Source organism: Bradyrhizobium sp. SOJA106 (assembly GCF_059448745.1).
The window spans coordinates 1,819,875-1,841,280 of the sequence record NZ_CM182549.1 but is presented as its reverse complement, the minus strand read 5'-3'; the positions used below and the strand labels follow the sequence as shown (position 1 = coordinate 1,841,280).

Below are 21,406 nucleotides of genomic sequence, written 5' to 3'. Positions count from 1 at the left end.
ACGCACCGATCAGGAAGCCGCCGCGGACACGGTAACGGCACCTTCGACGTCCTTCACCCGATTGTTCGCCGGATCATAGAACGCGCGCAACGACGCACGTGCGGGCACACGCACGCCGGAAACCTCGATCTCCAATCTTCCGCTCTGCAAGAAGGCCGCATCAACTCCTCCGCCGTCGGGATTCTCGACGTATCCCAGACCAAGAGAAGCTCCAATGCTGTGACCGTACATGGCGGACGTGATGCGCCCAACGAGCCGACCGTCATGCCAAATCGGTTCATTGTGGTAGAGCATTAGCGCGGGATCCTCGACTGCCATGTGGATCATCTTGCGTTTGAGGCCCACCTCCTTTTGACGCAGCAACGCATCGCGCCCAATGAATCCTTGCGGCTTCGACCAAGCAACTGCGAAGCCGAGCCCGGCCTCCAGCGGGGTATCTTCGTCGGTGATGTCGTGGCCCCAGTGCCGATATCCTTTCTCCATCCGCAACGAGTTCATCGCATGGTAGCCGGCGAGACGCATGTCGAATGAAGCTCCCTCTTCGACAAGAACGTCGAATACACCCTGGACGAACTCAGTCGGCACATACAATTCCCATCCCAGTTCGCCGACATAGGTGATACGGCTCGCCCTCACCTTGGCATAACCAAGATCGATGATCTTTGAGCTGGCAAATGGAAACGCTCCGTTCGACAGATCGGCATCCGTCAGCTTGCTCAGCAAACTTCTAGACTTCGGACCCATAACGCCCAGGACGGCGTAGGCCGAACTGACGTCGACGGCCAGCGCCCGGGCACCTTCTGGAATATTGCGCTTCAACCAGGCGAAATCCCTGACTTGGGTGGCGACCGCAGTAACGATGAGGAAGCGCTTTTCGCCTTCACGGGTGATCGTCACATCTGCTTCAATGCCCCCCCGCTCGTTCAGCCACTGAGTATAGACGATGCGGCCGATCGGAACTGAGACGTTGTTTGCGCAAATTTGATTGAGAATGTGCTCGGCATCATCGCCCTCGAAAACGAATTTGGCGAAAGAGGATTGGTCGAACAGTCCGACGTTCTCGCGAACCGCGCGATGCTCCGCCGCGGAATAGTCGAACCAGTTTTGCCGCCCGAAGCTATATTCATATTTGGGCTCGCGCCCCTTTGGCGCATACCAATTGGGCCGTTCGAAGCCCGCGACCTCACCGAAGCAAGCCCCCCGCGAGAGCAAGCGGTCATGTAGCGCCGAACGCCGGACTCCTCTCGCCCTCTCCGCCTGCCGGAACGGCCAGTGCATCGCGTACAGCAAGCCAAGCGACTCGACCGTTCGATCCCGTAGATAAAGACGATTGGACTGAAAAGGCATGACGCGCCGTATGTCGACGTCCCACAGGTCCATCGGCGGATGACCATCGACAATCCAGTCGGCGAGAACTCTGCCTGCTCCGCCGGCCGAACGAATACCGATGGAATTGAAGCCTGCCGCCACAAAGAGATTTCGCACCTCTGGCGTCTCGCCCAGCATATAGCGATCGTCCGGGGTGAAACTCTCCGGTCCGTTGAAGAACAACTGGATTCCCGTCTTTGCCAGTATGGGAACGCGACGGATCGCTCCCTCAAGCAGCGGCTCGATGTGCTCGAAATCATCCGGCAACGTATCGAACTCGAAACTCTCGGGAATGCCTTCCATCCCCCAGGGCTTTGCAACCGGTTCGAACCAGCCGACCAGCAGCTTGCCGGCATCTTCCTTGAAATACGTGCAGGCGTCCGCGTCCCGCAGCACGGGAAGGTGCTTTTTTATGTCAGGCACCGGCTCAGTGACGATATAGAAGTGTTCGGCTGCGTGAAGTGGGACGATCGCCCCCGCGGCTGCACCGAGGTCCCGCGCCCACATGCCCGCACAATTGACCACAAATTCGGCAGCGATTTCGCTGTCCTTGGTGCGAACACCGACAGCACGACCGCGTTCGGTCATGATCTCGGTTACAGCCGTGCCCTCAAATATCTTCGCCCCACGACTCTTGGCACCCTTTGCCAGCGCATGCGTCGTGTCCACCGGATTGGTCTGACCATCCTTCGGAAGATGGACCGCACCCACAACATCTTCGGTCACCATCAACGGCCAAAGATCGGCCGCCTCCTTAGCAGTCAAGATATTTACTTCCAGCCCAAAACAACGAGCCATTGAGGCCCCGCGCTTCAACTCCTCAAATCGCTCCTGATGACTTGCAATCGCCAACGATCCGATCTGACGGTAGCCGGTGTTTTGACCTGTTTCTCTCTCGAGCTGATCATAGAGTTCGGTCGTGTATTGGGCCAACCGCGTCAGGTTGTGGGTTGCTCCGAGTTGGCCTACCAGCCCGGCGGCGTGCCACGTCGTTCCCGACGTAAGCTGCTTACGTTCGAGTAAAACGACATCCGTCCACCCACGAAGAGTAAGATGGTAGGCAAGACTGCAGCCCATGATACCGCCGCCAACAATGACGACTTGGGCCGACTTCGGGAGATCCGTCACACCTAAAGCTCCTAACGATCTTTCGCGAAAATCTTGCATATTTTTTCACAAAGGTGAATAGATTTTTCACATCTGGAGTTTTTTTTCGATGTTGTGGCTTCTATAAGGAATCGGGTAGTCGGGAGCTCATGTTGCAGGCGCTCCAAATGGATTGAGCCCAATCTGGCGGTTTGAATGGTGGCTTGTGGCTACAGGCGGCTGGTCGCGGCACGCCGCCCGCATTGAAGGACGAGAGAGCCCATGGCGATTAGACCGATACGCGCAGCTGAGGAATGGGCGGCCTCTGAAACAAAAAGCGGAATGGATTTGGAGGCTGCCGTCGGTAGCCAGATCCGCGAACTTCGGAAGATCAAGAAGCTGACGCTGACCCAGCTTGCTCAGGCCGCCGGCATTTCGGTCGGCTATTTGAGCCAAGTCGAACGAAATCAATCGAAGCTGCCCATCGGTGTTCTGAAGAAGCTGAGCGACGCTCTTGGCGTACATATGAATTGGTTCTTCAACGGGAACATGCAGGCGGCGCCGGGCGAACGAGACATCGTCGTTCGTAAAGCGCACCGCCGCCGATTGACATTCACCGGCCTCGGGATCGCCGAGGAGCTTCTCTCGCCCAACCTCGCTGGCCCTCTAGAGCTGCTCTTGAGTACGATTGAACCGGGGGCCGACAGCGAAGAATACAGCCACGACGGCAACGAGGCGGGGATTGTGATTGCTGGGCAACTGAACCTGTGGGTCGACGGCAAGCTGTTTCAGCTTGAAGAAGGAGACAGCTTCTCCTTTAGCAGCACCTTGCAACATCGCTGCGCAAATCCCGGAACGGTGCGAGCTAAAGTGGTTTGGGTCATTACTCCGCCGCACTATTAGACTCGCTGTCGATAAGCGGAGATCCGAGAATGGCTCGAGCTGCAATCAGATGACCCCATACAGATATCATCTCGAAGGAGCATAGAGACCAATCGTTGCCGCCTCTGCCGCCGTTGCAAACAACCGGGCAAGAAAACGGCGGGGTCGGCTCGTCATCACTTAGTCGCGCAGCTTCCTTGAATTGATGATCGCGACCGCTGCATTCGCTCCGGAGCGACCGGGGCATACGATAGAAGCTACACCAGGTCGCGCTGCTTCGTGAGAAATGGACCCGCTTTAACGGGCTGACGATCTGCCCTAATGAAGCGGTGCCTGTTAGCGAAGCATCTCCCTCGCCGGGGCGGCAAACCTGCCTCCGCGAGAACCTTTTCTATAACCGACGACAGTCCTCGCCATTGGCAATGATCGGCGCCACGAAACGAAATGGACACTCCGTCCTAAAAAGGATGCCTGCCAATTTGTCTGGGCGCATTCCGCCTGCGTGCATTGATAGGTCCTCAGCCGGCTGCGCTGCTGGCGAAGTACACCCGAACGCCATTCCCACATCTCGCAAACGCAAGTCCCGTGCGGACCGAAACAGCCAAGCACACGCGTGAAATTCTTGCGTAAAATTTCATGTTGACAGAGTTTTTTCGTTGATTTATCGGAATAACTGCTTCGTCGTTTCGATTTTCAAAGGCTCGAAAACGCACTTCGTACCTGGGGCGGTGTGGCAGGCGACGGACGCGCCTGACCGTTGCTGTAATCACCGAGGATTCGCCGCGATGCTGCATTTCGCCCGGGAGCAACGATTACCGGTTACGATTGTGTCCGGCTTTCTGGGTGCCGGAAAGACGACGCTTCTGAACAACATCCTACAGCACACTCGGCTGAAGCTGGCTGTCCTCGTCAATGATTTTGCCGCGCTCAGCATCGATGTGAAGCTTATCGCATCGCAGGACGACACCATCATTTCTCTTACCAATGGATGTGTGTGCTGCAGCATCAAAGATGACCTCTTGAGCTCAATTCTGTCTATCGCGTCTTCGGAGCAGAGGTTCGACGGAGTTTTGCTCGAGACAAGTGGCGTATCGAACCCGATGGCCATTGCGGATGCATTTATGCAACCCGCGGTTTCTCGCCGGCTGAGGATTGATCGCACCATTTGCGTTGTTGATGCCGAAAACTTCCCGAGCCTAAGCTTCGAACATACTGAGCTTGCTATCGATCAGGCTGCGGTCGCGGATTATGTATTACTCAACAAGACCGATTTGATAGCGCCGCGGTTCGCCGACAAAGTGATCACGATACTCCGCGGTGCGTTGCCGACGATGAGAATCATAAAGACGCAGAATGCCATCCTTCCGGCATTTATGCTGCTCGGTGACGGCGACGCAGAGGCCCTCCGGCTTGATCGGAAGGCATCCTTTCGATGCGACCGCGCTGAAAGCCCTTGCCGTCACGAAGGCTGTACCGCCTGCACCGGCACCTCAAGGATTCGTAATCATTCCGGCACGTTTGAGAGTTGGTCCTGGTCAGGCAATGTCGGGAATCAAGCCAACTTCGCTGACATCGTAAAGGCTCTTCCTGCGTCAATCTTGCGCGCGAAAGGTATCGTTCGGTTCTCGGATTTGGCCGATCAGAGCGGCATTTTCCAGCTAATCGGCAAGCGCTCGACGATCGATCTCCGCCCTTCCTTTTCAGGCGATCGCAGAAGCGAGCTGGTGTTCATAGGCGTGCGCGGCGAACTACCAACCGACACACTCACGGAAATGTTTGAAGGGCAGACCAACGGCGCTTGACGCCGGAAAGCCGGCAGGAGGAGCACAGATGGGCGCAGACACAATTTTTCACGGCGGACCGATAGTCACGATGGATCGCGACCAGATGCAGGTTGAAGCCGTGGCAATATCCAAGGGAAAAATACTCGCCGTTGGATCTTGGGAGGCCGTAAGCCGTCACCGTGGCTCGCAAACAACTCTAGTCGATCTCGATGGGCGCACGATGTTACCCGGCTTCGTCGAAGCACACGGTCATCCCCTGCTTAGCGCTTTGTGTTGGGGCGACCCCGTGGTCGATATTCGATCGGTGCACACGCCCACGTACGAGGCGGCTCTCGCTAAGATAAGAAGAAGAGTTAGCAAAGCAAAAGATGGTGAGTTCCTCTGGTTCCTGGGGCTTGACCCCCAGCTCCACGTCGGCGCCAAAGAGCCTAGCAAGGCCGACCTGGACGAACTCTCACCGAACATTCCGATCGCGGTGCAGGTGTCAAACATGCACGGAATTTACCTCAATTCGGCGGCCCTTAAGGCACTTAAAATCACACGCGAAACCCCCGTTGTTCCTGGCGGGAATGTTCGTTGCGATGAGAATGGTGAACCTTGGAAATTTGAGGAGCGCTCGCGCGAATACGTCATCGAGAGTTTCTATGCTCTCTGTGGCGAGCAGCGGGGCGTCGACTCCTTACGGGATTGGCTGTGGAAGTTCTCAAAGTCTGGATATACGACCAGCTCCGAAATGGGCGTGACGCCCATGACCAGCCTCTTCTACAAGAAGACTTTGGAAAGAGAGCAAATGCCCATTCGGGTCTTTTGCTATCAGAGAGCTGTTCCCGAAGGAATCGAGACAATTTCCTTTGAGGGAGGAAACGATCGGTTTGCAATGGCCGGCATCAAGGTGTGGGGTGATGGGTCCGTCCTTATGGGCAACGTGTGGCTGACAAAGCCATACCTCAATAACGAAATCACCCTTACGAGCATGGGTCTACCGCGCGACAGCGTCGGTCACATGAACTACAAGCCCGAAGAGTTGAACCGTATCATACGAGCTTACGCCGCCCGCGGGCATCAAATGTCCGTTCATACGCATGGCGATCGGACTATCGACGCGGTTCTGGATGCATATGAGGCGGCACTCAATGAGTTTCCCGAAGCAAAGCGACCGTTCCGGCTCGAGCATTGCGGAACGTTGCGCGAAGACCAAATTGACCGCTGCAACACGCTCGGAGTGGTGTGTAGCTTCTTCTTACCTTACCTTTATTACTGGGGCGAAGCACTCCGCGACGCGCTCCTTGGACCGGAAGCGGCCGCAAAGTTTGTGCCAGCGGGGAGCGCCGTCCGAAAGGGGATGCGGAGTTCGCTCCACTGCGACCCACCGATGACCTGGCCGCACGCGCTCCTTTGTCTACATCTTGCCACCACTCGCCGAAGCCGCGCAGGAAACGTTATTGGTCCAGATCAGATCATGGATATGGATTCGGCCTTGCGGTCCATAACAATTGACGCGGCCTTCCATCTTAGAAAGCACAACGAGATCGGAAGCATTGAGGTTGGCAAATATGCGGATTTTGTAGTCCTCGACAAGAACCCGCGCGCCGTCGATCCAGAGCACGTGCTTGATCTCAAGGTCCTCGGCACGTACGTCGAGGGAGAAAGAATTTGGGAGTGCTCGGCCGAAGAAGCGCCGAGTGGGCGACAGGCTGCATAGCACAGACGACCATTCCTAGCTGCCGGCCATCAACCCTTCTTCACAGGGAGCAGCTAACCGAAGCAGTAGCGGCAACGATGCGTCGTGAATGGTGGTGCCGGGTGCACGTTACCATCACGAGCAGAATGAACCTTGAGCAGCCGTTGGTTGGCGATCGCATGTGTGACCGCGCATAGTGAATCGGCTCTAACTCGGCGTTGTCATGGCACGGGCTTGGCCATTCCCAACAGATCTTCGGAAGGATTCCAAGGTGGAAAAGACGACCATCTACAGGGCGAAGACCATCCGGACGATGAACCCGTCATTGCCGGTCGCCGACACCGTGGTCGTTCGAGGGTCTCGCATCCTCGAAGTTGGTACGGAAGAGTCAATCCGGCCGTGGTTCCCAGGCCAAACACCTGAGATCGACGACAGGTTTCGAGATGCCGTCCTGATGCCCGGCTTCATAGACCCACATGTGCATCCTGCTCTGGCTTCTATACTCCTTCCCATGCACTGGATCACTGGCGTGGATTGGAAATTGCCTGGGAGATCGCTCGTCTCCGTTCGTGGACAAAACGAATTTCTCAACCGTCTGACCGAGATCGAAAGCCAGCTCTCCGAGGGCGAACCGCTCGTAAGTTGGGGCTATCACGAGTTGTGGCACGGCCCGGTAAGCGGAGGACTTCTGTCACGCATCTCCAATAGACGGCCGATTGTCGTGTGGCACCGCGGCTTTCACTCGCTTTACCTCAACGACGCCGCGATGGCATGGGCCGGAATAACGCGGGAGGATGCCGAAAGGCATCCCCAAGTCGATGCCGAACGACAGCTGTTCTACGAGAGCGGCATGGCCATGGTGCTGGCGCGTTTACGGAGCTATCTCCTCGAACCCGAACGTATCAAGGCTGGATATCGTTCCTTCAAAGACGTCATACGTGCGGGCGGCAACACCACGATCGGTGACATGGCCTTTGGCAAAATCGGCGGCGAAGAGCTGGAATGGCAGCTTTGCCAGGAAGCCTTCGATGAAAACACGCCGTTCAGAGTGCAAATGACTCCCGTTGGAGTTCCCTTCGGAGCGGACTCCGTCGACATCCCTGCGCGTATGGCTCATCTCGAAGCTCTGCGCGCAACGAAAACCGAGCGCGCACACTTCGGCAAATCGGTCAAGTTGTTTGCTGACGGTGGATTCTTCTCCAACCTGATGCAACTTAACTGGCCGGGTCGGATCGAGGGCCAGGATGGCCACTGGATCACATCGCCCGAGATCCTACGCCAGGCTGCCGAAGCCTATTGGGATGCCGGAAACGTCATTCATATTCATACCTCCGCCGACTTGGGTCTAGAACTCGTCCTCGACACGCTCGAGCATCTCCAAGCTCGCCGGCCGCGATTTGGACGCAAGCTCGTCATCGAGCATCTGGGAGTTAGCACACCGGAACAAATTCAGCGTGCGGCCGAGCTGGGCGCCAATGCTTCGGTCAACGTCTACTACGTTCATGAGCTCAGCGACCGTTTTTATAAGCGCATACTCGGTTATGAGAGGGCATCGCAGATGTCCCGGCTAGGCACTTTGACGCGTAACAATATTCGCTTCTCCTTGCACTCAGACTTCAGCATGGCGCCCGCAGCACCACTGGTGAACGCCTGGGTTGCAGTAAACCGCCTGTCTGAAACGGGTAAGGTCATGGGAGAACTCGAGCGCATTTCAGTCGAGCAGGCGATGAAAGCCATCACTATCGACGCCGCCTATATACTCGGAATGGATAGCGAAGTCGGTAGTATCCGCTCGGGCAAAAAAGCGGACTTCGCTGTGCTGGACAGTGATCCGTTCGAAGTGCCGCCGGAGCGCATCCGCGAAATCAAGGTTCTCGGCACAGTTTTTGAAGGAAAGTACTTTCCGAACAGCTTTTAGAGCGCGTCAATGAGTGTGGACGTCATCATAATTGGCGGGTATCTCGGCTCCGGCAAATCAAGCCTTGTCAATCACCTCTTACAAGCGTGGGGCTCCAAAGAGACAGGCGTTATCGTAAACGACCTCGCGCCTATCAACATCGATGCTCAACACGTGATTAGCGAGACTGGGCTGACGCTCGGCATTCAAGATGGTTGCGTCTGCTGCTCCGTCACCGATCGACTCGGAGAGGCCTTCGATTGGATGACTGCATTTCGTCCGCGACTAAAGCGCATTCTGGTCGAAGCCAGCGGAGTTGGCGACCCTCGCCGCATTTCATATTACAGCCGAGGCCTGCGAGAGTTGAGCCTCAGCGCCATGATTACAGTGATCGACGCTTCAAGTTTCGTCGATCGTTTGAACGACAGGTTCGTTGGCAAACTGGTCCAGCGGCAAATCGAAGCGGCCGACCGGCTGATCCTTAACAAAATAGATCTTGTACCCGCAAGTCGGGTGTCCAAGGTCGAAGCGATCTTACGCGAACTCAACCAAGAGGCAGTCGTTGTACGCACCCGTCATAGTCAAGTCGATGCGAGTGCAATCTACTTGCGGGATGGCATACCGATTCTGACGCGCCTTCCCTCAAAAGTTCTTCCTGCCGCGAGCGACGCTGAGCTCTCCGGAACCACGTTCAGCACCATGGTTCTGCGCACGAAGGATTTGGTCGACCAGTTGGGAATGCGCGAATCTTTGAGCCAGCTGGCAAAAATAACAGAGCGAATCAAGGGTGTCATAGTCACTTCCGAGGAAGCAAACAACAGGTACCTTGTTCAAGTCGCGGCCGGTGACGTTCAGCTAAGCCCCGCCAATCCGTTGGCCGCGTACCCTGAGACTGTGCTGGTGTTTGTCCTCAGCGGTGGCAATCCAACTCTTCAAAAAGAAATAATTGAGACGTCTCTCTCCAAGCGCGCCTGTTGGACCAGCTCGGTTATAGGCTAGATTGTCGTGCGAGAGCCTTGCTCATGACGATGTACTTATGATCTGGGCCCATCTTCAGGAGCCGATGCACCGGAATTCCTGGCACCATTTTCCGCATGCGCTGGACAGGCTTTCTCGCCAGGCACTCGTAAGCGACGTTTGCGCTCCCTTCTCGACTGCAATATGAACTCTAGCCTATTCGATGCATCCGTCTGTGCGTCTGTCCATCTTACTCCGACACGAATGAGGCCCTCTCGGCCTTCACGGATCTAGAGATAAATCGATGCACCTCTTGAACTCGGCGTGTCTCATGCGTATCAGGGTGAGAGGTGATCCAATAATTGCGCACGAATCGAACTGCCGGCAGCACGCGCTTCAACTCCGGATACCGTTGCGCCGCATAGTCGTGAAGGATTCCAACTCCATACCCGGCGCGAATTGCCTCCATTTGCGCGACCACGCTGCCGCATTCGTATTTACGTGACATAAGGCGACCGAGTACAGAAGCATAGTCTAAGGCGGGGCTGTAGGCCATGTCCTCAACATGCGTTACGAACAATCGGCCGTCCAGTTCGTGCTGGTTTGTGATCGGGCCCTCTCGCGCAAGGTACTTCTCCGCCGCATACACACTTAGTGTGTAATCGGTTAGCTTCGCCAGGATCAGTCGGCCCTGTTTGGGGCGATCCAACGTGATCGCTATGTCGGCCTCTCGCCGCGATAGCGAGAATGTTCGTGGCAGCGGAACCAGTTGGATGACGAGCCTTGAATGTTTCGCAGCAAGCATACCGAGGCGCTCTGCAAGGAAATAGTTGCCAAGGCCGTCAGGTGCACCGACGCGCACTGTACCTGTGATAGCCTGATTCGCGCCGCTGATGCTCGAACTCACTCTGATAAATTCGCTCTCCGCGCGCTCCGCCGCGACCATCAACGACTCGCCTGCCGCAGTTAGAGTGCATCCAGACGTATGTCGTTCAAGCAGCTTAGTGTTCAAACTTCGCTCAAGAGCGGTAAGTTGTCGAGCTACCGTGGAATGATCTAACCTAAGAGTCTTCGATGCCTTCAGGATTTGCCCTGCTCGCGCGACCTCCAAGAATATGCGAACGCGTTCCCAATCCATCGAATATAATTTTTGCACAACGGGCGGCAAATTCGGTCGTCGTTGCACGAATTTATGCGCTGCATACGAACCTCGATCAAGCCCTGTTTAGAGCGATTTTCAATGCAGGTGGCCGTACTGCGGTTGCTTACAATCTCGCGACCGGCGGACAATCGGAAGCACTTGGATTGGCTTCGGCTGAAGACGTCCGTACGGCGGCAGCGGAGGCTCAAGAGCGTTTCCGGCCTCGGCGAACACCCCTCCCTTGCACCGCACGTGAATTCTAGTTGCTTCGCTTAAGTTCTGAAAGATCGGATTGAAGCGCTCGCCGAAGCGAGCGCTGCCGAGCACGGCAAACCGTTCTCGACCGCAAACGAATCCCGAATTGTTCAACCTCAGGATCGACAGCGAAGCCGCGAGAGCCGCGCGGAATATGACCCGGTAGTTTCCTCGACGGCGGGTCGCCCTGCCATCCGTCACGATTTCTAATCACTTTGGCCGCCGCGCGGCCCTTAGACAAGGTGCGCCGTGAATGGTTTCGCTCCCGGACATTAAGTCGGACTTCCCGAATTGGCCCGACGACGTCTCGACAATGGCTCCTGAAGCTCGCAAACCAACCGGGGATGGGTTGGCCTCCGCCCGACCCGATGACCGGCCACCGTTGGGAGCTGCTGCTTACGCATCCGATCTCCTGGTGGAAGGACGTGACCTGGACGCGGGAGACCCGAGACTGCAGTTTCGACAAGCTTTCAATCGATGCTCGAAAGACGTGAACAGCATGTACAAGGCGCTGATCGAAGGCGAGGACAACGGATTCGGCGGCGACAACAGCCTCGCTCGATTTCAACGTCAGCTCGTCATCGTGACACGCACCGGCAAATTCGAAAGGCCCCCGGTGCTCTTTCCGATCGCCAGCGGGTTGAGCCCGCTGGACGGCAGCGGCCACTGCCGGACGGCACGCTGCGGATCGTCGCCCGTGGCGTCAAGGAGGTCTTGTGCAGCTTGGTGATGATGTCGGCGATCGCATCGCCGACGCCGGGATCTCCGTGAGCCGCTCTTCGGCTATGAGCACATGAAGAGGGATCGCAAGGGCGGCCAGGCTGTCCGCGGCCCGTGAATAGGCTTTTGCCCGGTAGGGATTGCCGCCGCGCTGCGCGTATTCTCGCAGGAGGCTCGCTACCGTGGGACTGTCGAGAGAAGCCACTCAACGAGCCTCCCGACCCGCGCTCGACGATCTCGATTTAGCAAAATGACTTTGAGCGGCCGGGCCATCGCCCGGCGGACAATCGAGGGATCTCTCGAGTTTCTGCGCTGCGCGGAAGTCCTCCAGATGCTGGGTGTTCGGGCCGTAAGCGGCCTCTTTCTTGAGGAGATTGTATATTCGCCCGGCCACGAGCTGCAGATGCTTCATCTTGCCCTGCGGCATAGACCGGGCCCTGCAGAGAGCTCGTACGGCATAGGCCCGGAAGTAGTCGAATGCGTCTGACATGATGTCGGTAAACGCCGGCTCGAGCCTATGGTTCGGTCGAACTCGGTGGGGTGAGGTCCGCGGGCTCAAATAGGAACCTGTGCGCGGCGTTTGGACCGGTTCTCGGGGCAACGCGATGGCCTTGGTGCGCTTCGGAACACGTCACAGCCTCCGAAGTTGGAGGACTCGTTGAGTAAGGTAGGTAGACTGCCCGCCGTCGGCCCAAACCCGGCGGTGGGTTTTTTATGAGTTGTGTAGCGTGGCGAAGCGTACCAAGAAGCCGGCCAGAGAGCCGCAAGCCTCTCGGATGCCGGGGTTCATCTTTCTCCAGCTTGCGGCCCTGAAGCTGAAGGCACCTTCGGGCTCTAGGTGGATTCACGAAATCAAATACGATGGCTACCGTATTCAGCTCCGCATCGACGGGGAGGATCCTCTCGGGCAATCAAGGGCATCGAGCGTTTCCGCGTCTTCCAGAATGCCTTCGCCCGCCTGTCAAGAAGCTCACGGCTCTCGCGGTCTACGGCGACGACGAGCAAGCGGTGGTCGTCTAGTCGCGGATACTTATCTGATGGCGAACGCCATGGTGGTCGAACTCGCCAAGATCAAGGCCGACAAGATCGCTTCGACCAACGCGATCTGCGATGCGACACCTTTCGCCGCGTATGCCGCGAAGAGCGACGCTCACCGAGCGCCAGACGACGTCGCCGCAACCGCCGATCACTGCGGCACGGCCCGGTCGCGGACGCCTACCGGACCTGGTCGCCGATCGTTTAGTTGGAACGGGATGGACTGCATTTCCATCCATAGTTCGCGTATATCATTCTCGTCTTCAACGCGTTCGCGATCTTGATCTTAATGGCGAGATCACGCCGACCGAACGGGACGAAGGTGAAGCTGGCGGATATCGCCGCCGACGCCGAAATCGTGCTCAGCGAACGCGCGGTCCGCCGCTTTGGCGCCCTTTGCCGCCGCAAAGACCAACTGAATTTAATCCCAACTGACCGCAAGCCGCGCCGATGTCCCTTCCCTTGCTTTGCATGACATATGCCGGAACTCCGGCGCTCCACAGGTGGTCTGCCCAGTCGGACGCGGTCTCGATCGCCACTCGAGAAAAACCCATTCCGGCAACCGCGTTCCACAGAAGGATTTGAACAGTGGTCGCCCGCGAATTACGGCGCTGAGCTGATCCCGATGCTGTTGCGTGTCGTTGACACCAGGCAGAAGCAGATAACTCACATGAACTTTGCCGAACTCCTGTTCCGCGTAGCGGGTCATTTCAGCTAGTAGCTCGTTGAGCGGGTAATAGCGAGCAATCGGGATTACCTGCCGACGCGTTGCGTCATCGGGGCCATGCAAGGATACGTAAAGCCGGTCTTTACGGCGATCTCTCCGCATACGGCTGATCTGCTCGGTTAGAGGAATGGCGCAAGCTATTTTCCTTCATGGGCATCGATCCATTGCAATGGCGTCATCGAGACGCAAGAAGAGAGGATCGCCTTTCGCGACGGACTTCCGCCCTCCGTCGTCGACCACTTCTTCGTTCCTCTGCCGATCCACACCAATGGTGCGAATGGGCGCCGAGCGCTTTCGCGGCAAGCTCTAAGCGCGCAGATACGCACGAAAGTTCACTTCGGGAGTGACATGACGGCATTCGACAAATCCAAGTTCACCTGGGATGACACGTATCTCGAGTACGAGGGACGCTTCGTGGCCAGGTTCAAGTACGTGCGATCGAACGCGGCGGGATTCAGGAGGTTCCTGATCAAGAATTTCACCGTCGAGGAGTACTTCGCGCGACGCGACCGAGACGAGCAACATATCTTGGAATCCAAGGGGTACGTCCCAGGTCATATCCGGAAATGGCTCATCGAGGCCGGGCTCCCTCCCACTCCCGAAGGCAGGGCTGAATTTTCTCGACGTCAGCGTTGAAGCCCGCGAGGCCAGGCGGGCAGACGATTGGATCGGGACCACTGTCGAAGCAGGCCCGCCCCGCGAATGCGCGTGGACTTCTTGATCGCGGTTGGACGCAGTTCGCGCGTTCGCCGCAGATTGCGGTAGACGAGTGATCCTGACATCATACATCTCCCAGTGGAAAGGACGACGGCATGGCGGGGCAGGAGCGGAATTGGGGTTCTCTACAGGCAGTCGAGGACCTAATTGGCTGCCACTTCGACGTTGATGAAGCTGAAAAACTTTCTGGAGCTCCAGACGACCAACTGAGCGATTTCCTCGCCAGATTCGCTCCTGCTTGGTACGATTGGCTGGAGAGTGACGGTATCGCGGCGAGGGGCGATTGCGGACAAGCCACTCTACTTGCCGTCTGGCGCGGACCAGTTTGGCGAGGAAGGTCCGCTCCTGATGTCCAGTGCCTCATATAAGCGAGCGGCACTTTGTTTCAGTTCAATCGCCGTTCCCGATCTACTTGCCGCTGCGATGCACCCGTCCGTAGAGACTGGACAGCTGATTGGTTCTTTCTCGCTCGAAGAAGCCCGGATCGGCTTTCGCGCCGGCTTGATGAGACTGGCTGAGATAGCCCCTCTAGTCCGCGCTGGCGCCTTCGCCCTCGTGCCACATGGCTTCGGAGGATTGCACCCTATCTTGCAGGCGCACGCCCGCGAAGAGCTGAAGAACGTGTCTAGCGAAGATACGGAATTTTGGGCCAAGCTTGTTCGAGATGCCAACCCGGGGGCTCCGGAGGACAGCATAAACTTCGGAATCCGGTTCCTATCCGATGAAGTTGCGCTTGCCTTAGCCTGGGTCGCGACAACCGGCGCTTGGCCGATCACTACCGCGCCTCATGTTTTTGAGCGTATCGAAAAGGGTTTGGCTCAAACGGCGGACAAGGGAAAGAGCATGGGCATTGAAGTAGCCCGCGCGATCACTACGTTCCAACTGCTCGATGCCAGCGGTGTCGACTGGGAGCTACTATCAAAAATCCGGGCTGACGATCATCGCTTCGCCGATTTTCGCGCGAATTTTGACCCTGCTATCGTGCAAGCATCTAAAAATGCAGGTCAAAGTCCGCAACTCTTTGCGGCTTTCCTGAAAGATCTCCTGCAGGATTCTGCCGACGAGTGCAGCAAGGCAGGCGGGTTTTCTTCGTCATGGGACAGAATGTGGGCTCCGACCTTCGCATCGCTCAGTATAGCCACGATGTTCGCTATCGTCTGCGATTTACCGGTGCCCGGCGGGCCTTGGATGACGAGGTTGCGGCCCTTCATCGCATCGATGACGGCGCTGTGCTGCGAAGCGTCCGCATCGTGGATCAGGAAAGGCGCCGCCGCTTCTATATGCGGATCGTCGATCAGATAGCCGGTAGGTTCACTCGGGATGAGAGCGCCGTCGCCTTCGAAGCCCTTTTCTGCCCCCTGCAGGATCGATCCGACGAGGGGATGCGCAGCAGGATCGACTTGCCAGTTCGCAGGATTCAGGTCGGCGTATACTGCGAACCGACCGAAGGCGAAATGACCCGGGACGAGCCATCGGCGTATCTGCCATCGTCCGAGATCCTTGATGGCCTCCTGGACCAGGTCGAAATATGCTTCGATAGAGGCCAATCCTTCGTCATCGCTGCCTTCGAAGGACGGCAATTTCCGGTGGAACTCCGTCTCCAGAAGCTTCTGCAAACTGACATTTGACTCGGCGGAAGATTCGGTGGCCGACAAATGGAAAGAATTTCGGCCGTACGCCTTCTTCACGTCGAGTGCGACGGGCAACAGAAGCAAAGGCGCGAACGCCTTCTTGTCGCAGTTGTCGGATTCGTACCATCCAAAAAGCCGAACGACAGGAACAGGGTCGAAAGTCCCATTTCCTGTTCCGATAATCGTGCATCAGCGGCGATCTTCTCCAGCACGCGCTCGAGTTCGTCCGGAAATTTCAAGGTCTGTAGGGCGGCGTCGCTATGCGATGGCTTCGACTTGACGCGTCCGAGCTCCGGATTCGGATCGATGTTCGACCGGCGGGCGTGTTCTGCACGGTTGATTTCGGCCTTCTTGGGCCGAGGCGGCAATTCGAATTCGTCGCGGATGTGATCGCGAAGCTCGCGCTCGAGCTTTCCCAAGGAGAACTCGTCATCGCGCCCGGAGCTTTCCAGAGCCTGAAGCTTCGTCAGATACTCCAGGTTCGAGACTTTCGCATGCTCGAGCGCGGCGATGAACTCCTCCGCCTTCTCCTCCGGCGGAATATCTTCGGGCTCTTCCAGAGGGTCGATTCTCAAGGAGGCATCTTCGCCGGCGAGCTTCCTGTAGACCTCCTCCATCACCTCGTCGACGATCTGAAGATGTCGCTTGGATCTCGCACCGAGGCTGTAATTCAGCATTAAGTTCTTTTTGGACAGATCCAGAAGCTTCAGCCTGAGGCGATCGTACACCCCAGCCAACCGGAGCTCCTCGTTCGGCTCGTCGAGAACAGTCAACGAATTTCCCCCGAAAAGTCGACCATTACCAAGAAGAATCCTCTACGGACAACCGCTTCGTGCACATCATAAGGTCTACAACATCCCCAGCAGATCTCTCTATGTCGGCCTATCCGTTTTTTGCGCCGCCGACATCTCTGAATTGCCGGTCTTAGGTTTCTTAGTCGGTGTTGTAACGCCCATCGCGAGGCGGGATAAGAAGAGCAGCGTTATTCCGAAATCTTCGCAGCTGTGGAAGCGAGTCCCGGAGATCGCAATGCAGTGTCCGACCGGTGGACCAGATCGCATCTATACGACCTTTTCGCATATCCTCGCTTTTTCCGCCTGTTCTTGCAGTACAAAACCCACTTATGCCGCGGCTTGAGCAGCTAACGAGGGCGCCCTTGCTGGTGCAGTCGAACAAGGTGGTTTCCATTTTTGTCGACCTGATTGGGTGCGCTTGCTCCGTCATCGCCAGGAGCGTAGCGACGAACCATCCGGCTGTCTCTCGCCGAAAGGGTCTGGGTTGGTTCGCTTTGCCAGGAACGAGAAGACTGGCCCCGCGCTTGCGAGATCCAGGATGACGGCTGTGTATTAAATTAAGCTATCCCCATCACGCGAGACTGGTGATAGTCGACATCGCCAAACGAGTTCTCGATCATGGTGAGGCGCTTGAAGTAGTGGCCGATCTTCGCCTCCATGGTCATGCCGATGCCGCCGTGGAGCTGAATCGACTGCTGACCGACGAATTTCAGCGACTTGCCGATCTGCGCCTTGGCCGCGGCGATGGCATTGCTGCGCTCCCTGGCGTTCTCGAAATCACCAGCCATGGTCGCGAACATCGACATCGAGCGCGCCTGCTCGGCCGCGACGAACATGTCGGAGGCGCGGTGCTGGAGCGACTGGAACGAGCCGATCGCGACGCCGAACTGCTTTCGGGTCTTGATGTACTCGACCGTGATCTTGAGCGACTCGTCCATCAGCCCGACCGCCTCGGCGCAGAGCGCGACGCGGGCCTCGTCGACCAGGCGCTCGACCAGCGCGAGGGAATCCTCGGGATTGCCGAGCACCGCATCCGGGCCGACCTCGACGCCGGCGAAGGTGATGTCGGCGGCGTGCAGGCCGTCCTGGGTCGGATAGCCCTTCGTGCCGACGCCCTTGGCGTTGGCCGGCACCAGGAACACGCCGATGCCGCCATGATCGCGGCGGTCGCCCTTGGTGCGGGCGGTCACTACAAGCGTGTCCGCGTTCTCGCCGTTGAGCACGACGAATTTCTCACCGTCGATGACCCAGCCGTCGCCCTTCTTCTTCGCGGTCGTGGTGACGTCGAACAGATCGTAGCGCGAATTCTTCTCGAGCTGGGCGAACGCCAGCGTCTTGCTGCCGTCGATGATGCCGGGCAGGTGTGCCGCCTTCTGAGCGTCGGTGCCGGCATGGCGCAGGAAGCCGCCGCCAATCACGACCGTTGCCAGATACGGCTCGAGCACCAGCGCCTTGCCGAGCGCCTCCATCACGATCATGGTCTCGACGCCGCCACCACCGAAGCCGCCATCGGCCTCGCTGAACGGCAGGCCGAGCAGGCCCTGCTCGGCGAGCTTGAGCCAGACCGCCTTGCTCCAGCCGCCCTTCTCCTTCATATACTTCTTGCGCTGCTCGAAATCGTAGGAATCGGTCAGCAGGCCGTCGATGCTTTCCTTGAGAAGCCGCTGCTCCTCGTTCAGGTCAAAATCCATGTTTCTCAACTCTCCCGGTATCTGATTTCGTCATGCCCGGCCTTGTGCCGGGTATCCACGTTCTTCGTGCCGCTAGCGTGGATGGCGGGGTCATTCGTCGAAGACGCGCTTCGCGCTTTTGCCCCGGCCGTGACGTCGAGTGTGTTTGTGACGGGCAGAATTCACAGCCCCAGCACCGCCTTGGCGATGATGTTCCGCTGGATCTCGTCGGAGCCGCCATAGATCGAGAGCTTCCGGTTGTTGAAGTAGCTCGGCGCGATTTGGGCGGTCCAGTCCATGGCCTCACTGGAGCCGTCGTCGCCGCGCACTTCGAAAGGAGCAGCGAACGGGCCGATCACTTCCATCAGCAGCTCGGTGGTGGCCTGCTGGATCTCGGAGCCCTTGATCTTCAAGACTGAGGAGGCCGGGTTCGGCTTGCCCTTGCCATGCTTGGTTTCGTCGGCGACGACGCGGAGCTGGGTGAGCTCGAGCGCCTTCAGCTCGATCTCGCAGGCCGTGAGCTTCTGGCGGAACGCGTGATGCTCTATAATGGGCTTGCCGCCGGCTTCCACCTTGGAGGCGAGATCGCGAATGCGGCGCAACCGTGCTTTGGAGAGGCCGACGCGAGCTAGGCCGATTCGTTCATGGCCGAGCAGGAATTTTGCATAATCCCAGCCTTTGTTCTCCTCGCCGATGAGGTTCTCGTAGGGCACCTCGACGTCGTCGAAGAACACTTCGTTGACCTCATGACCGCCGTCGATGGTCTGGATCGGTCGCACGGTGACGCCCTTCGATTTCATCGAGAGGACAATGAAGGAGATGCCCATCTGCTTCTTCGCGGACGGATCGGTGCGGCACAGGCAAAAGATCATGTCGGCGTGCTGGGCGAGCGTGGTCCAGGTCTTCTGGCCGTTGATGATCCACTTGTCGCCCTTCCGCTCGGCCTTGGTCTTCAGCGAAGCAAGGTCCGAGCCGGAGCCTGTCTCGGAGAAGCCCTGGCACCACCAATCGTCGACATTGGCAATGCGCGGCAGATACTTCCTCTTCTGCTCCTCGTTGCCGAAGGTGTAGATGACGGGGCCGACCATGCCGACGCCAAAAGCGAGCGGAGGCTGCGCCGGATAGCACTGCAATTCCTCATTGAAGATATAATGCTGCACGGATGTCCAACCCGTACCGCCGTACTGCTTGGGCCAGTGGCTGACGCCCCAGCCTTTCTTGTTGAGGATGCGCCACCAGGTCACCATCTCGTCCTTCGAGAGGTGCCGCTCCTCCACAAGCTTGCGCCGCGTATCCGGTGGCACGTTGTCACTCAGGAATTGCCGCACCTCCTCCCGAAACGCCTGCTCTTCCTTTGTGAACGCGAGATCCATGAGATCCTCCTGTGAGCTTCCTCGTCGTCCGGCCTTGCGCAAACAGGCACAGGGGCCGGGACCGTAACAATCGGCCTTCGTAAGAAAGCCACTCGTCTCCGTAGCCGTCACTCCGTCTGCGGAATACGGTTCGTGCCGCGCGTGCGCAATTGCGCAACTCGGCTGCAAGGTGCGATTACTGCAACACCTCGAACAAACCCGCCGCGCCCATGCCGCCGCCGACGCACATGGTGACGACGGCATATTTGGCCTTGCGGCGGCGTCCCTCGATCAGGGCGTGGCCGGTCAGGCGCGCGCCTGACATCCCGTAAGGATGGCCGAGCGAGATCGCGCCACCATTGACGTTGATCTTCTCGGGGTCGATGCCGAGCTTGTCGCGGCAATACAGCACCTGCGCAGCAAAGGCTTCGTTCAGCTCCCAGAGGCCGATGTCGTCGACGGTAAGGCCGTGGCGCTTCAAGAGGCGCGGCACGGCAAAGACCGGGCCGATGCCCATCTCGTCCGGCTCGCAGCCGGCGGAGACGAAGCCGCGGAAGATGCCGATCGGCGCAAGACCGCGCTTGGCCGCTTCCTTGTCGCTCATGATGACGGAAGCGCTGGCGCCGTCCGAAAGTTGGCTGGCATTGCCGGCGGTGATCGAAAATCCTTCGCCCCGCACGGCCCTGAGCCTTGCGAGGCCTTCAGCGGTGGTTTCGGGGCGCGGACCTTCGTCCTGCGACAGCGTGACCTCCTTCATCGACACGGCACCGGTCGCCTTGTCGGTCACCGCCATCGTGGTGGTGATCGGCGCGAGCTCGTCCTTGAATTTGCCGCCCTGCTGCGCGGCCGCGGTGCGGCGCTGGCTTTCCAGCGAATATTCGTCCTGGCGTGCACGCGAGATGCCGTAGCGCTTAGCGACGACTTCTGCCGTGTCGATCATGGACATGTAGGCTTCGCTCTTGATTTTTAGCAGCGCGGGATCCCGTACGTGGAACGAATTCATCTTGTCGTTCTGCACGAGGCTGATCGACTCGCCGCCGCCGCCGACCGCGATCTCGACGCCGTCGAAGATAACCGAGCGCGCGGCGAGCGCGATCGCCTGCAGGCCCGAACCGCATTGCCGGTCGATCGTGGTGCCGGAAACGGTCACGGGAAAGCCGGCGCGGAGCAGCGCCTTGCGAGTGATGTTGCTGCCGGTTGATCCCTGTTGAAGGGCCACCCCCATTGCGATGTCCTCGACCTCATTGGGCTCGATCTTGGCCCGGGCGACGGCTTCGCCGATGGCGTGGCCGAGCAGGGTTGCGCCCTCGGTGGCGTTGAGCATGCCGCGATAGGCCTTGCCGATGGGCGTGCGGGCGGTTGAAACAATGACGGCGTCGATCAAAACGACCTCCTGATGCGAGATGAGATGGATTGTGACGATTTCTGCTGTTGGCGCGCCCGACCATGGCCGCGAGTTCGGTGAGCTGATCCGCTGGTCGCCAGATTCGGCATGCGCGCCATAATCAGCGGCAGCTTCCGACAGGTGGTCGGGCGGCGCGCATTGCAAGATGGTGTCGTCTGCCGCACGGTCTCGGAATAAGCCTGGTCACCGGGAGGGGTCATTTTCTGCAATTAGATCAGACTCATTCCGGGATTGGACAAGTCGCGAGCCGCGGAATCAATCGACCCGCGCTTTTCACGGCGAAATGGATTCCCGGCCCGCCCCT

Annotated in this window: 14 protein-coding genes and 1 pseudogene; 7 read left to right on the top strand and 8 right to left on the bottom strand. The window is 58.1% G+C overall.

The window, feature by feature from the left end; all coding sequences use genetic code 11:
• Positions 1-9 precede the first annotated feature (9 nt).
• Positions 10-2,496: a GcvT family protein gene (locus tag AC5V87_RS08345; RefSeq protein WP_495370601.1), complete on the bottom strand. Its 2,487-nt coding sequence runs from the start codon at positions 2,494-2,496 to the stop codon at positions 10-12.
• 240 nt (positions 2,497-2,736) lie between these two features.
• On the opposite strand from AC5V87_RS08345, the gene AC5V87_RS08340 reads away from it, so the two are divergent.
• The 5 genes from AC5V87_RS08340 (at position 2,737) to AC5V87_RS08320 (ending at position 9,697) form a co-directional block, all read left to right on the top strand.
• Positions 2,737-3,357, top strand: coding sequence for a helix-turn-helix domain-containing protein (locus AC5V87_RS08340; RefSeq protein ID WP_495370600.1), 621 nt, complete (start codon positions 2,737-2,739; stop codon positions 3,355-3,357).
• A gap of 764 nt (positions 3,358-4,121) precedes the next feature.
• Positions 4,122-5,138, top strand: a complete 1,017-nt coding sequence (locus AC5V87_RS08335) for a CobW family GTP-binding protein (protein ID WP_495370599.1) — start codon at positions 4,122-4,124, stop codon at positions 5,136-5,138.
• A 28-nt stretch (positions 5,139-5,166) separates the two neighbouring features.
• Positions 5,167-6,822 (top strand): amidohydrolase, encoded by a 1,656-nt coding sequence (locus AC5V87_RS08330; protein WP_495370598.1) that lies wholly within the window; start codon positions 5,167-5,169, stop codon positions 6,820-6,822.
• 250 nt (positions 6,823-7,072) lie between these two features.
• Entirely contained in the window at positions 7,073-8,719 is a 1,647-nt protein-coding gene (locus tag AC5V87_RS08325; protein ID WP_225130651.1) for an amidohydrolase, read from the top strand.
• A 9-nt stretch (positions 8,720-8,728) separates the two neighbouring features.
• Positions 8,729-9,697 carry a CobW family GTP-binding protein gene (locus AC5V87_RS08320; RefSeq protein WP_495370597.1) on the top strand — a complete coding sequence of 323 codons (969 nt, stop codon included), beginning with the start codon at positions 8,729-8,731 and terminating at the stop codon, positions 9,695-9,697.
• 208 nt (positions 9,698-9,905) lie between these two features.
• Here the strand turns inward: AC5V87_RS08320 and AC5V87_RS08315 are convergent, their stop codons facing one another.
• On the bottom strand, positions 9,906-10,793 hold the full coding sequence (locus AC5V87_RS08315; protein ID WP_495370596.1) for a LysR family transcriptional regulator: 888 nt from the start codon (positions 10,791-10,793) through the stop codon (positions 9,906-9,908).
• Positions 10,794-11,550: 757 nt separating this feature from the next.
• On the opposite strand from AC5V87_RS08315, the gene AC5V87_RS08310 reads away from it, so the two are divergent.
• Positions 11,551-11,781, top strand: a complete 231-nt coding sequence (locus tag AC5V87_RS08310; RefSeq protein ID WP_495370595.1) for a hypothetical protein — start codon at positions 11,551-11,553, stop codon at positions 11,779-11,781.
• Here AC5V87_RS08310 and AC5V87_RS08305 read toward each other — a convergent pair.
• Positions 11,755-11,976, bottom strand: coding sequence for a hypothetical protein (locus tag AC5V87_RS08305; protein WP_495370594.1), 222 nt, complete (start codon positions 11,974-11,976; stop codon positions 11,755-11,757). The genes AC5V87_RS08310 and AC5V87_RS08305 overlap by 27 nt on opposite strands.
• A gap of 1,905 nt (positions 11,977-13,881) precedes the next feature.
• On the opposite strand from AC5V87_RS08305, the gene AC5V87_RS08300 reads away from it, so the two are divergent.
• The gene (locus tag AC5V87_RS08300) at positions 13,882-14,169 is read left to right on the top strand and encodes a hypothetical protein (protein ID WP_495370593.1); all 288 of its coding nucleotides are present in this window, start codon (positions 13,882-13,884) and stop codon (positions 14,167-14,169) included.
• Positions 14,170-15,254: 1,085 nt separating this feature from the next.
• Here AC5V87_RS08300 and AC5V87_RS08295 read toward each other — a convergent pair.
• The 5 genes and pseudogenes from AC5V87_RS08295 to AC5V87_RS08275 form a co-directional block, all read right to left on the bottom strand.
• Entirely contained in the window at positions 15,255-15,461 is a 207-nt protein-coding gene (locus AC5V87_RS08295) for a hypothetical protein (protein WP_495371857.1), read from the bottom strand.
• Between the two features lie 450 nt (positions 15,462-15,911).
• Positions 15,912-16,558: pseudogene (locus tag AC5V87_RS08290) on the bottom strand (DUF4011 domain-containing protein); the annotation flags it as partial.
• A 674-nt stretch (positions 16,559-17,232) separates the two neighbouring features.
• Complete coding sequence (gene pimD, locus AC5V87_RS08285) at positions 17,233-18,366, bottom strand: pimeloyl-CoA dehydrogenase small subunit (protein ID WP_495370592.1); 1,134 nt, start codon at positions 18,364-18,366, stop codon at positions 17,233-17,235.
• Positions 18,367-18,527: 161 nt separating this feature from the next.
• Positions 18,528-19,718: a pimeloyl-CoA dehydrogenase large subunit gene (gene pimC, locus AC5V87_RS08280; protein WP_225130626.1), complete on the bottom strand. Its 1,191-nt coding sequence runs from the start codon at positions 19,716-19,718 to the stop codon at positions 18,528-18,530.
• Positions 19,719-19,893: 175 nt separating this feature from the next.
• Positions 19,894-21,081 carry an acetyl-CoA C-acyltransferase gene (locus AC5V87_RS08275; protein ID WP_495370591.1) on the bottom strand — a complete coding sequence of 396 codons (1,188 nt, stop codon included), beginning with the start codon at positions 21,079-21,081 and terminating at the stop codon, positions 19,894-19,896.
• Positions 21,082-21,406: the final 325 nt, after the last annotated feature.

Coding starts and splice junctions, on each gene's coding strand:
- AC5V87_RS08300 (WP_495370593.1), top strand. CDS start 13,882: ATGACGGCATTCGACAAATCCAAGTTCACCTGGGATGACACGTATCTC.
- AC5V87_RS08315 (WP_495370596.1), bottom strand. CDS start 10,793: ATGGATTGGGAACGCGTTCGCATATTCTTGGAGGTCGCGCGAGCAGGG.
- pimC (WP_225130626.1), bottom strand. CDS start 19,718: ATGGATCTCGCGTTCACAAAGGAAGAGCAGGCGTTTCGGGAGGAGGTG.
- AC5V87_RS08335 (WP_495370599.1), top strand. CDS start 4,122: ATGCTGCATTTCGCCCGGGAGCAACGATTACCGGTTACGATTGTGTCC.
- AC5V87_RS08340 (WP_495370600.1), top strand. CDS start 2,737: ATGGCGATTAGACCGATACGCGCAGCTGAGGAATGGGCGGCCTCTGAA.
- AC5V87_RS08310 (WP_495370595.1), top strand. CDS start 11,551: ATGTACAAGGCGCTGATCGAAGGCGAGGACAACGGATTCGGCGGCGAC.
- AC5V87_RS08295 (WP_495371857.1), bottom strand. CDS start 15,461: ATGAAGGGCCGCAACCTCGTCATCCAAGGCCCGCCGGGCACCGGTAAA.
- pimD (WP_495370592.1), bottom strand. CDS start 18,366: ATGGATTTTGACCTGAACGAGGAGCAGCGGCTTCTCAAGGAAAGCATC.
- AC5V87_RS08320 (WP_495370597.1), top strand. CDS start 8,729: ATGAGTGTGGACGTCATCATAATTGGCGGGTATCTCGGCTCCGGCAAA.
- AC5V87_RS08330 (WP_495370598.1), top strand. CDS start 5,167: ATGGGCGCAGACACAATTTTTCACGGCGGACCGATAGTCACGATGGAT.